This window comes from Vagococcus salmoninarum (assembly GCF_003987495.1).
GTDB classification, from domain to species: domain Bacteria; phylum Bacillota; class Bacilli; order Lactobacillales; family Vagococcaceae; genus Vagococcus_D; species Vagococcus_D salmoninarum.
On record NZ_NGJU01000019.1, the window covers coordinates 1 to 15,551 of the forward strand.

Annotated in this window: 13 protein-coding genes; 1 reads left to right on the forward strand and 12 read right to left on the reverse strand. The window is 36.4% G+C overall.

Annotated features, from left to right (window positions below):
- Positions 1-171 precede the first annotated feature (171 nt).
- From CBF35_RS11610 to CBF35_RS11625, 4 genes are all read right to left on the reverse strand, one after another.
- The gene (locus CBF35_RS11610) at positions 172-384 is read right to left on the reverse strand and encodes a zinc ribbon domain-containing protein (protein WP_126781362.1); all 213 of its coding nucleotides are present in this window, start codon (positions 382-384) and stop codon (positions 172-174) included.
- Positions 385-464: 80 nt separating this feature from the next.
- The gene (locus CBF35_RS11615) at positions 465-1,460 is read right to left on the reverse strand and encodes an ABC transporter permease (protein WP_244922596.1); all 996 of its coding nucleotides are present in this window, start codon (positions 1,458-1,460) and stop codon (positions 465-467) included.
- Positions 1,441-3,000 (reverse strand): sugar ABC transporter ATP-binding protein, encoded by a 1,560-nt coding sequence (locus tag CBF35_RS11620; protein WP_126781366.1) that lies wholly within the window; start codon positions 2,998-3,000, stop codon positions 1,441-1,443. The genes CBF35_RS11615 and CBF35_RS11620 overlap by 20 nt, the downstream gene beginning before the upstream one ends.
- Before the next feature lie 35 nt (positions 3,001-3,035).
- Positions 3,036-3,989 carry a substrate-binding domain-containing protein gene (locus CBF35_RS11625; RefSeq protein ID WP_126781368.1) on the reverse strand — a complete coding sequence of 318 codons (954 nt, stop codon included), beginning with the start codon at positions 3,987-3,989 and terminating at the stop codon, positions 3,036-3,038.
- Positions 3,990-4,298: 309 nt separating this feature from the next.
- Here CBF35_RS11625 and CBF35_RS11630 point away from each other — a divergent pair, with 309 nt between their 5' ends.
- Positions 4,299-5,273: a biotin--[acetyl-CoA-carboxylase] ligase gene (locus CBF35_RS11630; RefSeq protein WP_126781370.1), complete on the forward strand. Its 975-nt coding sequence runs from the start codon at positions 4,299-4,301 to the stop codon at positions 5,271-5,273.
- Between the two features lie 46 nt (positions 5,274-5,319).
- On the opposite strand, the gene menA is transcribed toward CBF35_RS11630, so the two are convergent.
- The 8 genes from menA to pplA form a co-directional block, all read right to left on the reverse strand.
- On the reverse strand, positions 5,320-6,264 hold the full coding sequence (menA, locus tag CBF35_RS11635; RefSeq protein WP_126781477.1) for a 1,4-dihydroxy-2-naphthoate polyprenyltransferase: 945 nt from the start codon (positions 6,262-6,264) through the stop codon (positions 5,320-5,322).
- Between the two features lie 24 nt (positions 6,265-6,288).
- A complete protein-coding gene (locus CBF35_RS11640; protein WP_126781372.1) occupies positions 6,289-7,374 on the reverse strand; it encodes an FAD:protein FMN transferase in 1,086 nt (361 codons plus the stop codon).
- A 184-nt stretch (positions 7,375-7,558) separates the two neighbouring features.
- On the reverse strand, positions 7,559-8,902 hold the full coding sequence (locus CBF35_RS11645; protein WP_126781374.1) for an APC family permease: 1,344 nt from the start codon (positions 8,900-8,902) through the stop codon (positions 7,559-7,561).
- Positions 8,903-8,916: 14 nt separating this feature from the next.
- Entirely contained in the window at positions 8,917-10,332 is a 1,416-nt protein-coding gene (gene ortB / locus CBF35_RS11650) for a 2-amino-4-oxopentanoate thiolase subunit OrtB (protein ID WP_211345313.1), read from the reverse strand.
- Between the two features lies 1 nt (position 10,333).
- Positions 10,334-10,642 carry a 2-amino-4-oxopentanoate thiolase subunit OrtA gene (ortA, locus tag CBF35_RS11655; protein WP_244922597.1) on the reverse strand — a complete coding sequence of 103 codons (309 nt, stop codon included), beginning with the start codon at positions 10,640-10,642 and terminating at the stop codon, positions 10,334-10,336.
- Between the two features lie 141 nt (positions 10,643-10,783).
- The gene (locus CBF35_RS11660) at positions 10,784-12,139 is read right to left on the reverse strand and encodes a sigma-54-dependent transcriptional regulator (RefSeq protein WP_126781376.1); all 1,356 of its coding nucleotides are present in this window, start codon (positions 12,137-12,139) and stop codon (positions 10,784-10,786) included.
- A gap of 11 nt (positions 12,140-12,150) precedes the next feature.
- Entirely contained in the window at positions 12,151-14,154 is a 2,004-nt protein-coding gene (locus tag CBF35_RS11665; RefSeq protein ID WP_170174793.1) for an ATP-binding protein, read from the reverse strand.
- Positions 14,155-14,622: 468 nt separating this feature from the next.
- Complete coding sequence (gene pplA, locus CBF35_RS11670; RefSeq protein ID WP_126781380.1) at positions 14,623-15,546, reverse strand: extracellular electron transfer flavoprotein PplA; 924 nt, start codon at positions 15,544-15,546, stop codon at positions 14,623-14,625.
- Between the last annotated feature and the right edge of the window lie 5 nt (positions 15,547-15,551).

Below are 15,551 nucleotides of genomic sequence, written 5' to 3' on the forward strand. Positions count from 1 at the left end.
TTTAAACACCGCATTCTAATCAGTTTTAAAGTGACACAAAAAAGCAACTTCACCATTTCTGATGAAGCTGCCTAAGTAACTATTTATTCGACTAAATTTTAGCCATCCACACAATTTGACGTAGAGCCAAAATTCTGTTTGGTTTTTTTTATTAAAATTTTTTCGAAAAACTTAACTTCCCATTAAAAAGTCTAAAATGTCCCAACCACCTGTTGTTTCACCTTTATACAACTCGGTAAAACCACAACGGGTACAACTCACGGTAATAAATTTTTTATTTTGAACATCAAAAATTTTCGCAAAGTTCCCACCAGTTGCTTGAAATTGATCGGATGTAAAACTTTGGTTACCACACTTATCACAAACATATTGAATTTTATCCATTTAACTCACTCCTCATCTCTTCTACTCCTTTAGTATACGAAATAAGTGAGACTTAAATCATCTGTCTAAAGACTGATTTTTTACATTTTTTTATTTTTACGCATGTCTAAGACTACGGCACTAATAATAATCAATCCTTGAATGATTTGTTGAATATAAGCATCAATCCCTAAGAGTGTGAAACCATTCGTTAAAGTCCCTAAAATCAAAGCACCAATCACAACACCCCAAACGGTGCCAATTCCGCCACCGTGACTAGTCCCACCAATTGTGGCTGCAGCAATTGCCGTTGTTTCGTACATCGTCCCAGCAGCAGGTTGAATCGAGCCACCTGTTCGGCCAATATAAATTAAAGAAGACAAACCAGCTAAAACCCCTGAAATCACATAAACTAAGACTAAGTTCCGCTTCACTTTAATTCCAGAAATTTCCGCAGCTTCAATATTACCACCAATGGCGTAAACACTTTTCCCAAAGGACGTGTTATTCATCAAGACCCACATCACAATAATGACACCTACATAAATCAAGACTGGCACTGGCAACACACCGAAAATCCGACTACCTAGAAAATTGATTTGGGGATTAATGTTACTCACTGGTTTCCCTTGAGCAACCATCAACGCCCCACCCCGGACAGCAATTTGCGAGCCTAAAGTAGCGATAAAAGGTGGCACTTGAAAATAAGCAATTAAACTACCATTAATTAGGCCGATTAGCCCACCAATAATTAATGCTAACAAAATAGTTACAATTAGAGGGGCCTGACCAACACTAGGAAAAACTTTATCAATTGCCTGACTCGTTTGACTAACTGTTCCAATCATAATTCCCGAAAAAGCTAGCGTTGAGCCGACAGATAAATCAATCCCTTTTGAGACTAAGACGATAAATAAACCTAAGGCTAAAATACCGTAAATTGACGTTTGAGTGAGTAAGTTTAAAATGTTATTTAAAGTTAAAAAGTTACGGTTCAAGAGACTTAGTAAACTAAACATGCCAATTAAGACGACAACTATCAAATAATTTTTCAAAAAACTTTTTGGCAGGGGATTATTAATTAAGTATTTTTTCATTACGCACATCTCTCTTTTCCGTAGTTGCCATAGGTGAATCTGTTAACGTGCCACTAGCATAAGCCATAATTGTTTCTTGGCTTAAATCAACATTGTCTAAAATCGCCGTAATCCGGCCTTCCCTCATCATCACCACCCGATCACTCATGCCGAGGATTTCAGGTAACTCTGAAGAGACCATTATAATACTTTTACCCCCTTCAGCCATCTTTGAAATATGGCGATGAATTTCCGACTTAGCTCCAACATCAATCCCCCGAGTTGGTTCATCTAAAATTAAAATTTCCGGGGTCGTCAACAGCCATTTAGCAATTAAAACCTTTTGTTGATTGCCGCCACTAAGATTGCGAATCGCCACCGCCGTCGAAGGGGTTTTAATCTTTAGTTGCTTAACATAGGCTGCTGCTTGGGTTTTGAGAACATGATTACTAATTAAACCAAGACTGTTGCTGAAATCTCCGATGGCGCTAGCGACAATGTTATAACTCACTGGTAACATTGGAAAAATCCCAGTCTTGCGTCGGTCTTCTGTTAAAAAAGCCAAGCCTTTAGCAACTGCTTCCGCACTACTTTTAATTTTAACTTCCCGACCATTCAGCTCAACTTGACCACTAGTTAGCTTACGAACACCAAAAAGAGCTTCCATGACTTCAGAACGACCTGAACCGACTAAGCCAGCAAAACCAAGAATCTCACCGGCTCTTAAGTCAAAGGAGATGTCATGAAAATCACGACCATTAGAAAAATCTTTGACAGCTAACTTAACTTCGCCAATTTCAGCAGCGACTTTCGGAAATAACTGCTTAATTTCCCGACCAACCATCAATTGAATTAGTTCCCTCTCCGTTGTTTCTGAGACTGGCTTTTGGGCGATAAACTTCCCATCACGGAGCACGGTTAACTGGTCGCAAATCGTTCGAATCTCACCAAGTTTGTGAGAGATATAAATCACACTCCGTTTATCAGCCTTCAACTGAGCAATCAGTTTAAATAATTGGCTAATTTCTTTTGATGTTAAGGAGGAGGTTGGTTCATCCATAATAATCAACTTCGTATCATAAGACAGAGCCTTCGCAATTTCAATCATTTGCATGTTGGCTAACGTTAAGTTTTTCATTAACTTCCGGGGGTCAATGGTTAAATCAATTCGTTGTAAAAGCTCTGTCGTCATCTGGGCCATCTGCTGGTGATCGATTAAACCGAGTTTGTTTTTAGGTTCTCGTCCGAGCCAAATATTTTCCATGACGCTTTTCTCCCTGACTGGACTTAACTCTTGATGAATCATGGCGATCCCTAGTTTCAACGCATCAGCAATCTGATAGTTGGCTAACTCCTTGCCAGCAAACCAAATCTTACCTGTCGTCGGTTTTTCCATGCCAATCAAACACTTCATTAAGGTTGATTTACCTGCGCCATTTTCACCGACTAAGGCATGAACCTCGCCTTCTTTAACTGTTAAATTCACCTGATCTAAGGCTTGCACCCCTGGAAAGGCTTTTGACAGTCCTTGAACTTTTAATAAAGTCGTTTCTTCCCTCATTCATCTATTCCTTTTCCCTTAAACTAGACCTTATCTTACTTAAATTCTGCCACATTATCACTAGTCACTAGTTTGAACGGTACATAAGTTACTGGTTCATCGGTGTTCTCATCATTCAGCAGGCGTCCGAGAATTTCCGCTGAGCCACCTCCTTGACCAACAGCATCTTGAAAAATAGTCCCAGCTAACTCGCCAGCTTCAATCGCTTCAATAGCATCAGGAATCGCATCAATCCCCATAATAATCAAATCACTACGGTTACTATTCTTAGCTGCTTGCACAGCTCCTAAAGCCATCTCATCATTATTAGCAATGATGCCTTTTAACTCATCGCCGTAAGTTGATAGCCAATTCTCAGCAATTCCTAAAGCTTGATCTCGTTGCCACTCTGCTGACTCTTTATTTAAGACTTCCATCTCTGGAAAATCTTTAGCTAACGTTTCTTCAACTCCTTCTGTTCGCTTAACCGCCCCTTCATTACCAAGGATTCCCATTAAAACCGCAATCTTACCTTCACCAGCTAGTTGCTCGCCTACAAATTCCATCTGCATGATTCCCGCCGTGATCTCTTCGGAGCCAACGTAATAAACCCCTTCAGGCATCTCTTCTTCTTGACCAGCAAAAGGGTTACGATTGACATAGACTAAGGGAATATTAGCCGTTTGGGCAGCTTCGGTGATCGGCGCCATAGCACTCGTATCCACAGGGACAACGATTAACCCTTTAACGCCATTTTGAATTAAAGTATTAACTTGGTCTTGTTGGGTAATTAAATCTTCTTTCGCATTTTCAACTCGTAAGGTGTAGTCATTGCTTTCAACTTCAGCCCTAGCAGCTTCTAGTATATATGTCTGAAAAGTGTCATTTAAATTATTAATCGCATAACCAATCTCAACTGCTTCGTCATCACTTGAATTGACCGTTTGCTGACAACCTGCAAAAATCAGCCCGGCTAGAACAACTACCATCAGTTTTAATGCGTATTTCATTTAATCGTTTCCTCCTATTTTTAACAATCCAGCGAACGAGGGGTTGCACACTTCAAAAGTAAGCCTTTACATTAATAATTAAAACATCTAAAACTTACTAGTAGCTCAAGTATCAAAACATTTGCTAATAAAAATGAGTAACTCGGTAAACTCTTGGTTATATTTTAGTTGGATTGAGAGCACTAGTCAAGTTATTTTAATCAGCTTTTTTTGCAAAAAGCTGCTTGATATTCACTTCACAATTTTTTCAAAGAAAGAAGTTGACAATCTTTTATCCTTGTTTACAATTAAAGAAAAAGGAGGTTTCCGATGTCTACTAAAAGTAAAGTCTTACAAATACTACTAGCTAACCAAGGAGAGCCCATCTCTGGCGAAAAAATGGCGACAACTTTAAATTTATCCCGGACAGCCATTTGGAAAGGGATCAATGAATTAAAAAAAGAAGGTCATAATATCCGTAGCACCACCAATCGGGGCTATGATTATTTACCTTCTGACGTTCTCTCTCGTGAAGAAATTGACTTGATGCTGGCTGGGGAAACACCACCACTGACAATTTTAATTGAAGAAGAACTAGCCTCAACGAATCAAACGTTAAAAAAAATGGCGATTGACGGTCAAGCAACTAATACACTTTTGTTAACTAATAAACAAACAGCCACCCGGGGCCGGTTTGGTCGCCCCTATTTTGTCGCTGATAACAATCAAGGCATCTATTTAAGTTTACTCTTACACACAAATCAGCCTTTTGCCGAAATTGCCCAATATACATTAATTACGGCTGTGGCAATGGCTCGAGCCATCGAAGAGTTTCAAGGAACCACTGTCGAAATTAAATGGGTCAATGACCTTTATATGAACGGCAAAAAGGTAGCTGGTATTTTATCTGAAGCAATTACTGACTTTGAGACCCAAACCATTAGTTCGGTAATTATCGGCGTTGGAGTTAACTTTGCGATTCCTCAAGCAGACTTCCCTAGGGAGCTCCAAGAACGGGCAACTTCCGTTTTTCCAACTGGCCTGACCGACTTAAGTCGTAACCAATTGATTGCTAGTTTTCTCCGGCATTTTTACCAACTCCTTGATGGTGCAGATAATCCTTACATTGATGACTACCGTCAACGTTCCTTTGTCTTAGGTAAAGAAGTCACCTTCACTTATAATCGCCAAGCTTATCAAGGCTTAGCAACTGATATTACGACAACCGGTGAATTAGTCGTAACCCTCCCTGATGGCAAGAAGATGACCTTATCTTCTGGGGAAATCAGTCTAACAAGTTACTAAAACAAAGAGAGACTAACTCGCAAGGTGCTGCGCGTTAGTCTCTCTTTTATTTTGTTAATAGTAAACTTAAAAGTAAGCCGATGATTTGTGCTGTGTTAAAAATCACTAAGTTTTTTAAAGATATTGCAAATGTGCGACTTTTAACTTGTTCTTGATTAAAAACACTTAAATTTTTATGAACTAAAGGCAGCGTCCCAAAGACAATTAACATACTCCAATGATAGACATTGAACAAGACTCCTATCAAACTAACTGCGTAACACCCATACATTAAACTATTAAATAGTTTTACGCCGTTTGCTTTACCAATATAAAAAGGTAATGTGTAACGATGATTGGCAATGTCTTCTTCTAAATCACATAAATTATTGGCTAACATAATATTCGCAATCGTAAAGACCATTGGTAAAGAGGCCCAGCCAATTGCTAGCAATAATTTCAAATCGCCATAGATCATGAACTGCCAATTTTGAATATCTAAAAATAGAAACTTTAAGTCGTAGGCATTGACGTAGATTGTCATCATAAAGATTCCTAACCCCATAGTCACGCCACTGAAGATTTCACCTAAAGGCATCCGCGATAAAGGCACTGGCCCAAAAGTATAAAAGACACCAATAAAGCAGCACAGACCGCCCATAATTAACATTAACCAACCAGTCTTATAGACTAATAAACCACCAATCACAGCTGATAGGCCTAACATGGTGAAAATCAATTGTGAGACTTGAGCCTCTGCTAAGCCCGCTTGACCAACGATATTTGTTTCATACTTATATGTGTCATTTTTAGCTTTTTTATAATCCATAAAATTATTAATCGCTGTCGTTGTCATATCAAACAGTAACATCCCGACAAAAAAGATCAAGGTGTTTCCTAAGTTAAAGGCCTTAAAATAGACCATTGAAAACAAGACACCGATTAAGAAGGGAAAGAGGCTGGCTAATTTAGTTTGGATTTCTACTAATTTTAAAAAGACACTAATTGTCATTTTTCCTGTCATTTTTATCACCTATTATTTTAATTTTGTTATGTCACCAATCTTATAGTGAGACTCTTCATTTAACTTAAAGACTTTCTCAACACCACTACTTAAATAAATTTGATCATCTAAAGTAACAAAAATGGCATCAACATCTTTCAAGGTATTAATATAGTCCATACCTTCTTTGACACCTTTAGCAAAAATTGCTGTCGATAAGCCATCACCATCGATCGACTCTTTAGAAATAATCGTGACACCAGCAATTTCATTATCAAAAGGATAACCAGTCTTTGGATTAAATAAATGATGGAAAACTTCCCCATCAACTTCTAAGTTCCGCTCATAAATCCCTGATGTTACTAAGGATTGATTACTCGCTGGCACTGAACCAACAATCGTATTACGGGCTTGGTTCGGGTCTTGGATCCCTACAGTCCAGTCGCTACTCGCTTTACGGGGACTGTGTCCTAAAACATAAACATTGCCACCTAAATCAACAATCGCTGTCGTCACGTTGTTTGCTTTAAATACTTTGACGACTTCATCGGTAATGTAACCTTTCGCAATCGCGCCTAAATCTAAAGACATGCCTTTCTCTTTCAAAAAGACTGTTTGAGCTGCATCGTCTAAGATAACATTTTCATGTTTGACTAACTTTAAGGCTTGATCAATTTCTGTTTGGGCTGGTTTACGAGCATCATCAAAGCCAATATGCCACAACTTCGTAATCGGTCCAATCGCCAAATCAAAGCCTTCCTCTTCTGCCACACTGTAATCATAAGCTTTCTTAATTAAAGGATACACATCATCAGAAACTTTCACTGGTTTGATACCAGCTTGTTGATTGATTTCTTCAACTTCCGCTCCAGCAGTTGTGTCTTCTTCATTCGTCGTAATTTTATTTGCTAGTTCTTTGACTCGTGCAAAGCCTTTATCTAAGACATCTTCTTTACCGTCGTCAAAAATCTGCATTTTAACATAAGTTCCCATTAAAAATTGCTGCTCACTGTATGCTTCTTTATTTATAATTGCTTCAGGTTCTTTCTTACTACAACCTGCTAAACTAATAGCGATAATTAAACTAATTCCTAGGATTACCTTGCTCTTATTTTTCATTTCACAAGCTCACTTTCTTAAGTCTTCTCTTATTTTACAACGTTTTATGTAATAATACAAAGGCGCTAAGGAGTGAAGACCATCATGAAATAATAAATAAAGGATACAAACCACTGATACATCAGCGTTCATATCCCTTGAAAATGATATACTTTATAAGTCTAATATGAGTTCACCTAATTTTTTAAGTCCATTGCTTTCGCTTCAAATATTCATAAATAGGTAAACCTAAAAACATGATGATTACACCAAATATTGCCATTTTAGCGCCACTTATTAAAGTACTCCCTACAACATATGTTGCCCCAACAATTCCTATAATTGGTACAACTGGATAGAACGGTACTTTGTAATCACTTTGTTCACTTAGTTCTTTACGTTTGGTCCTTAAAACAAAAATTCCTGACATACCGATGATTAAGAACATCCACGTTACGAACACTGATAAATCGGTTAGAGTGTTGTATGATCCGGAAAAAATATAGAAAATGGATAAAACAGTAATAAATATTAACGAATTTATCGGTGTATCGCCTTTATCTGCAACCTTACCGAAAAACTTAGGAAGAGGAATCATTTTTTCTTGAGCCATAGCATAAGGAAGTCGACCCGAACTCATTAAAAATCCTGATAGTGAGCCCACAATTGAAACTAAAATTCCCACTGAAATTATTTTCGACCCAATATTACCAAACAAAATGACTGCAGCATCAGACACGACTTTATCAGACTGAATAATTTCTTCAACTGACATTGCATTAAGAACACCAATATTAACACCTAAATATGCAACTGTAATAATCATAATTCCGAAAAATATTGCTTTCGGATAGTCTTTTTTAGGATTTTTTAATTCCCCAGATAAGTTTGATACTGCAATCCAGCCTTCGTATCCGAATAAGACACCTAATAAAGCCGCACTAAATCCGGTGCCAATGTTAACATCAGCTGATGGCATAAAAGGAGTAAATGAATGTTGATCTCCCATTAGCATACCAAAGATAGCAATAAATATGATTGGCATGAGCTTACCAATTGTAAAAACCGTATTAAATTTTGTGGCAAATTTTGTAGAAGCAATATTGATTGCCATAATCAATATCATATAACCAGCTGCTAAAAATTTCTGTTGCATACTTGTTAATGGAATAAACGTTGTTGTTTGTGTTGCCAAAATTACAGCCAGAGCTGCCGAGAGACCCGGATAATAAACAAGGATTTGCACCCACCCAAACAGAAACGCCATCCGATCGCCAAACAGCTCCTTAATATAAACATAAAGGCCACCTGTTTTAGGTATGGCTGAGCCAATTTCAGCTAATGTTAATGAACCAGCCAGAGTCAAAGCCCCCCCGATTACCCAAATTAATAAAGCAAATCCTGGTGCTTGAATTGCTGCTAACACAGCCGTTGGCTTATAAAATACGCCACTCCCAATAACGATACCCACAACTAGCAAAGTCGCTTCCACAACCCCAATAGTCTTTTTTAAAGAACCTTTTCTATCTTGTACGTGACTTTTTTCCATTACACCTCCCTCCTTCAATTAATTTTGATCTTAAGTTCCGCTAAATAATTGCTAACGTATTCTTCTTTTGAGCGAGTTTCTAAAGCTAGGTAGCTAATATCTTCTTGCGTAGCATAGGTTGCTCCTACATGTTCAACAGCCTTACGAATATAGCTTTTTCTCATTCGGTCAAGATCAGCATGTCTAACTTCAATATTACTAGGATGTTCAGGTAAAATAATTGTTTCTCCCGGGATTTCGTCGTTTGGATTACCAAATTTTACGGAAATACCATTCTCAATAGCAAAGCTTAGTTGTGGTTGCGGCGATTTTCCGGCACCAGTGTATTCCGTTTCTTGAACCACAATAATTTGATCCTCATCCATTGTTTGTGCTAAAGCGAACGCAGCAGTCAAAGATGTATTACCTGCTGGCCCTCGTTCTAAGCCTTCTAATTGAGCAAGTGCTTCTGTTATATAAAAGACCTCTCCTTGCTTAACTAATAAATAATCATCCATATAGCGTAACGGCCGTGCAGCACTTCTAGGAACATCTGAATGATCAGGGTCCGTTGCATAAGGCATACCAAAGCCTGTGTGCCCTGTTGTAAATGATTTCTTATTAAAACTACTATCAGATGCCATAGACAAACCTGATAAATCAACGCTCGCCCCAAAAATTTTAGTTGATGCTCCGACTGACAGTGCACCACGAGCTGTCCCTGTCAGATTACCACCACCGGCATTAGTTGCAATGATAACATCTGGTTCTTTGCCTTCTTTTGCTCTCATTTCTTCAATAATTTCGGTCCCCAATGTTTCAACTCCAGCAATACCGTAATTGGAATAAAGAGAGGCGTTAAAATAATTTGTTTCTTCTAAAATTTTTAAATAGACATAAAACAATTCAGGGCCAACTGTTAATTGTAAAACTTCTGCCCCGTAAGATTCACATTTTCGTTGTTTTTCTAAAATTTCTGGCTGCCCAATTTTTTTTGAGTCAAAGCACTCTTGAACAATAATACAAGGTAAATTCAACATAGCCGCTTGTGAAGCAACTGCTGCTCCGTAATTACCACTTGTAGCAGCCATAATGCCTTTGTAACCCATTTTTTTTGCCATATATGCTGAAATCGATGCACGACGATCTTTAAAACTGCCAGAAGGATTACATTGTTCATCCTTAACAAAAATTCGAGCACCTTTGCCAGCTGGTGCCGTTTTACGCGCAAGTGCTGTAATATTTTTCAACTCTAACAACGGGGTATTCCCTACACCAGTCCCAAGTTGAATTTCTTTGATTTCTTCAATTGATAAGTTAACATCCGCCATCAACCCTTCATAATCAAATGCGATATTACCAGATTCATACTTTGAATAATCCATTGCTAGTGCATCTTTCATAATTTCATTGTCTCTATCCATAACTGACCGATAATCATTTTTTTTCATCTTAGTCGTTTCCTCTCATAATTTTTCGTAAACTTAGTCCTACTTCTAACAGCTCTGGTAAATATGTATGACCAAACCCATAATTATATGTCGGATTAACTTCGACTAAAGTTCCCTTAACTAATCGGTTGGTCACTGTTTCAATTGTTACTGTCTCGCCGACTTGACCGACCTCTGTCAAAAAGCCCTTAAGCCAGCATTCTAATGGCACCTCTTTAGTATCTTGTGGTATTTTTCCAGTTCTTTCCTCTGGTTGAAGTTCAATCCAGTGAATTTGGACATAACTTCCGATTTCAATTTGCATAGTCATCTCTACATACTCCTTTCTATGTTACCTTTCTATTAAGCAAGATTAATGCCAACTTTTAAATAGCGATACAATGCCCTTTGTCAAAAAAATCTACAACAAAAAAGAAATATATTTCCTAATTGAGAAATATATTTCCTGGTCTTAATATTTAATTGCTAAGTCTTTGACTAAATTCAATAAGTGCCGCCTAGTTATTCCTAAATGAGTAGACACTTTGGTTAAATCGCCATTATACGTCTCTAAAAGCTTGATTATATACTTTTTTTCAACTTCTTGCCTTAAGGTCTTTAACGTATATTCAGTTGTTGAAACGCTCAATTCTGAATTAGTTTCTTGTAAACTAAAATCAAAGGAAGGTAAGTCCTTTTCTGATAATTTATCGCTCTCACTTAGCACAACTAAACGCTCGACAACATTCCGTAATTCACGAATATTTCCTGGGAAATCATACGTATTAAAAAATAATGTGACCTGATTATCCGCACCAGTAATTTGCTTATTATACTTGTGTTTAAAATGGTTAACAAAGTGGTCAACAAACATCGAGATGTCTTCCCGTCTGCGCCTTAATGGCGGTATCTCAATTGAAATAGCATTCAATCTATAGTACAAATCTTCTCGAAAATGTTTATTTTTAATTTCATTTGATAAATCTTTATTTGTTGCAGAAACTAGGCGATTATTTAATTTAATTGGGATTTTACTACCTACTCGTTCTATTACTTGTGTTTCAAGTACTCTCAATAATTTCACTTGCGTTTCTAAGTCAATTTCTCCAATTTCATCTAAAAAAAGAGTGCCATTATCAGCATACTCAAAACGGCCAATATAAGTATCGTCTGCCCCAGTAAATGCCCCTTTTTCATAACCGAATAATTCAGATTCTAACAAATTTTTAGACAATGATGAACAGTTTACGGAAACGTACCGTTTATTGGAACGCTGGCTGTGATCATGGATATACCTAGCAAATATTTCTTTACCGACACCCGATTCACCAGAAAGTAAAACAGTAATGTCAGTTTGTGATATTTTATCTAAAGTCTTAAATATTTCTTGAATAGTTCGATTATTCGAGCGCAATAATGGCCCCTCGGTTAATAACGATTGATCTTTTTTTATCGCCTTCAAGTCACTTAGTTTCTCTAGTTCTCTAATCAACTCATCTGGATCAGAACCTTTAGCAAAGTAGCTAAAGGCGCCTTCTTTAATCGCTTCGACTGCTGTAGCATAAGACCCATATCCGGTAATTAAAATAAATTCAATGGCTGGATAATGGCGATGAACCATTTTCAATAAATCCAATCCGCTTTTTTCACCCATTATCAAATCAGAAACAATTACATCAACTTGCCTTTGACTTAGCTTATCGATTGCTTGTTCGACCGAACTAGCACATATTGTTTGATACCCTTCCCGCTTTAATATCAAACTCAAAACTGTTTGGTATTCTTCTTCATCATCAACAATTAGGACTGATAGTTTTTTATTGATCATCGTTCTCTCCTTTAAAACTTGATAATAAATGTTGTTCCTTTATCTACAAATGAATTTACCGTGATATATCCTCCGAGACGTTGAACCTGCTCATAAACGATATACAACCCTAGTCCCGTTCCATTTTCACTTAATTTGGTTGTGAAGAAAGGATTGAAAACAGATGATAAAATATCAGGCGGTATCCCAATCCCCGTATCGATGATACTTAACTCAATTACTTCTTCGTGCCTTCTACAATTAATTGTTAAGTCTCCACCCCTAGGCATTGCATCAATAGCGTTGGAAATTAAGTTAATCAAGATATGTTTCATACTTTCTTTTTTTGACAAAATCATAAAGTCGCCTTTATTGATAATTTCACAATTGATTTTCTGGTTAACTAGTCGTTTTTCTTCCAGTTTTAATAACTCTTTGATTAATTCTGAGAGATTAAATTCGCGCTCATCGTCATTAGTAAGCTTAGAGAAATTTAATAGATTATCAATAATTTCTTTAGCTCGTTCAGTTGATTTCTCAATACCACTTAAATAGTCATAAGCTAATTGGTTTTCTTGTGGGATAATACTATCGTCTTTTAGTAAATAAGTATACGACCTAATTAGACCTAATGGATTTTTAACTTCATGAGCAATCCCTCCAGCTAATTCTCCAACAGCCGCCATTTTGTTAATCTGTAATAGTTGCTGTTCATTAAACTTTTGAAAAGTAATGTCTTTCATTGAAATAATGAGTTTTTTTTCTTGCGGCCAATTTTGGTGCATCGGGAAGCAAGATACGATAAATATTTGATCGTCAAATCTGATTTCAGACTCTTGCTTATTACCTGTCTCTAAAACATATTCAAACATTCCTTTAATTTGATGAAAAAAATTTAAGGAATCTACTTCACAAATTAATTTTCCGAGTAACTCTTTCTTTTCTAACTCAATAAATTCGGCAAAAAAATCATTAATTTTAATAATCTGATAGTTCTGATTAATAATTACTTTCATTTCTGGAATACTTTCAAAGATATGCTCCAAATCTTCGTTCGTTTCACTTAATTTCTTTGTTTTACTTTCAACTTCTTTGGCTAACAAACGGTAACCAATAATAAAAATTAGTGCAATCAACGCAATCAGCTCAGCTAAAATAAAAAATTTGAAACTAGTACTGTTTAAACCTGTTTTCAATTTCATTGGTGAAGCCATGCCCATCCATTTCGTCCGAATTTTATCTACTTCTTGTTTCTTTTGTAATTTTAAAATAGCTTTGTTTACAACCTTAAGCAATTGTTTATTTTTTTTTGCTGTTCCTAAGACAACATTATTCTCATACATTACCCAACTACTTTGAACTAAATTCGGTAGGTTGCCTTTTTCTTTCAAATAATAATTAATGACTGGCTCATCCCCAATTGCAACATCAGCCTCTCCAGAAGATACTTTAGTTAAGGCATCTAATATATCTTCACTAGAGACAATCTCAATTCTACTTTCAATATCTTTTAAATAATCTAACGCGTAATCCCCGCGAGGTATTGCTATTCTTAGACCAATTAAATCTTTTTTATTCGATATCTTTACAATATTTTGGGAGTGGGCAATGGATCCTCTTAATTTATAAATCGGAATTGAAAATACTAATTCATTTTCTCGACTTTCACTAATAAACATATCGGCTAAATCGGTTTCATTTTTTTTTAATTTTTCAATCGCCTCTTCCCACCGATACGGGACAAAGCGAATTTCTTTACTTAACTGAATCGATAACGAACTGAGGTAGTCAATGACAACCCCTTTATATTGTTGATCATTTTGATCCACATAACGTAATGGCGGAGAACTTTGATCCGCGGCATACAGAATTGTAGGCCTTTCTTTAATCCATTCACTTTCAGTATTTGTATAAGGCAATGAATAGATAATATAATCCTTTAAATTAATACCATACTCATCTTTCACAAGATAATTTGCGTAGATAGCAGTTATCACAATAATAAAGATAGTATAAAAAAATAATGTTTTTTTCATCCTATCTCCTTTCATTATCAGTTAGTTTGAACAAATAGTAACATAAAAAAATGGAAAATGAAAACATCCCAAGAGGCCGAGACATTAGTCCGTGCCCCCTTTTTAATTGATTAAAATAAAATCAGGTCGCCCCTCTGTTATGATTTAAGTCCCACACTAGAAGAAATGCTTTTAACGTTATAAAAAAACGCTTCCCTATAAATAAGGTATCATTTATATCTATTTATACAGAATAATTGACGTTAAAAATACACATATAAAGACATTAAAAATAATATCAGACGAGTTTAAAGCATTTCAAAAAATGCACATCAAAAGATTTCCGACTAACAGCTTGATAAAAATTAAACAAAGTAAAAAGAAGACGTTTCTGAAAAACACCAGAAACATCTTCTTATAATATTAACTTATCAGTCCTCTTTGACAAAGACTAAATAATAGTCTTTGTCAGTTTCAGAGTGTTTTTAATTATTTCATAACAATGTTGTCGACTTCAATTTTAGCAGTGTCGCCTTTTTCAGCAGCATTGATTAATTGTTCAGCATACATTTGGAAGGCATGAGTTGAATGAGTTGCACCGGTAACGACTTCAACTTCAGCTGGTTGGCCTTCAGCCTCAACTAATGCTTTGTTTAAAGCAGGGATAAATTCTGATGGGCCAGTACCTGATTTGTCTTTCATCATGTCATCATATTCTTTGTCTTCAGTTTTAGATTTGCCGTCTTCGTTCACGTTGTCATATTTAGATTCAGTGACTTTTTTGTCTTTAACTACGATTGTGAATGTTGTACGGTAACCATTAGAATAGTTTTTCTCTTCTAATGTATACTCACCATCTTTTAATTCTGCGCCATTATCGATTTCGATTTTATCTGTTTTACCAGCTTGTGCTGCTTGAATTAATTGTTGTGCGTAGTTTTTGAATGAATCTGTTGAATGAGTAGCACCTGTAACAACTTCAACGCCATCAGCAGTTTGAGCAGCAACTAGCGCTTCATTTAAAGCAGGGATAAAGTCAGCTGGACCTACACCGGCTTTTTCTTTCATCATTTCTTGATACTCTTTGTCATCAGCTTTAGACTTGCCGTCTTTATTGATGTTGTCGTATTTAGATTCAGCAATTTTACCATCTTTAACGGTAATTGAGAACACCGCACGGTAGTCGTTGTTTTCATTTTTTTCTTCTAATTCATATGTACCGTCTTGTAAATCTGCGCCGGCAACTTTTTCTGCAGGAGCTTCTTCTTCAGTAGCAGAAGATTTCTCTGTTGTTTGTTCTGTTGATGATTCTTTTGGTGTGTCTTCAGCTTTTTTATCTGGTGCACAAGCTGCTAATACTAATGTTGATAAGGCTAATACCGCAAAACCTGTTAAAAATTTTTGTGATTTCATTTTTA

Bases quoted from the DNA above. Each gene is read 5' to 3' on its own strand.
- CBF35_RS11610 (WP_126781362.1), bottom strand. From the start codon at position 384: ATGGATAAAATTCAATATGTTTGTGATAAGTGTGGTAACCAAAGTTTT.
- CBF35_RS11615 (WP_244922596.1), bottom strand. From the start codon at position 1,460: ATGAAAAAATACTTAATTAATAATCCCCTGCCAAAAAGTTTTTTGAAA.
- CBF35_RS11620 (WP_126781366.1), bottom strand. From the start codon at position 3,000: ATGAGGGAAGAAACGACTTTATTAAAAGTTCAAGGACTGTCAAAAGCC.
- CBF35_RS11625 (WP_126781368.1), bottom strand. From the start codon at position 3,989: ATGAAATACGCATTAAAACTGATGGTAGTTGTTCTAGCCGGGCTGATT.
- CBF35_RS11630 (WP_126781370.1), top strand. From the start codon at position 4,299: ATGTCTACTAAAAGTAAAGTCTTACAAATACTACTAGCTAACCAAGGA.
- menA (WP_126781477.1), bottom strand. From the start codon at position 6,264: ATGACAATTAGTGTCTTTTTAAAATTAGTAGAAATCCAAACTAAATTA.
- CBF35_RS11640 (WP_126781372.1), bottom strand. From the start codon at position 7,374: ATGAAAAATAAGAGCAAGGTAATCCTAGGAATTAGTTTAATTATCGCT.
- CBF35_RS11645 (WP_126781374.1), bottom strand. From the start codon at position 8,902: ATGGAAAAAAGTCACGTACAAGATAGAAAAGGTTCTTTAAAAAAGACT.
- ortB (WP_211345313.1), bottom strand. From the start codon at position 10,332: ATGAAAAAAAATGATTATCGGTCAGTTATGGATAGAGACAATGAAATT.
- ortA (WP_244922597.1), bottom strand. From the start codon at position 10,642: ATGACTATGCAAATTGAAATCGGAAGTTATGTCCAAATTCACTGGATT.
- CBF35_RS11660 (WP_126781376.1), bottom strand. From the start codon at position 12,139: ATGATCAATAAAAAACTATCAGTCCTAATTGTTGATGATGAAGAAGAA.
- CBF35_RS11665 (WP_170174793.1), bottom strand. From the start codon at position 14,154: ATGAAAAAAACATTATTTTTTTATACTATCTTTATTATTGTGATAACT.
- pplA (WP_126781380.1), bottom strand. From the start codon at position 15,546: ATGAAATCACAAAAATTTTTAACAGGTTTTGCGGTATTAGCCTTATCA.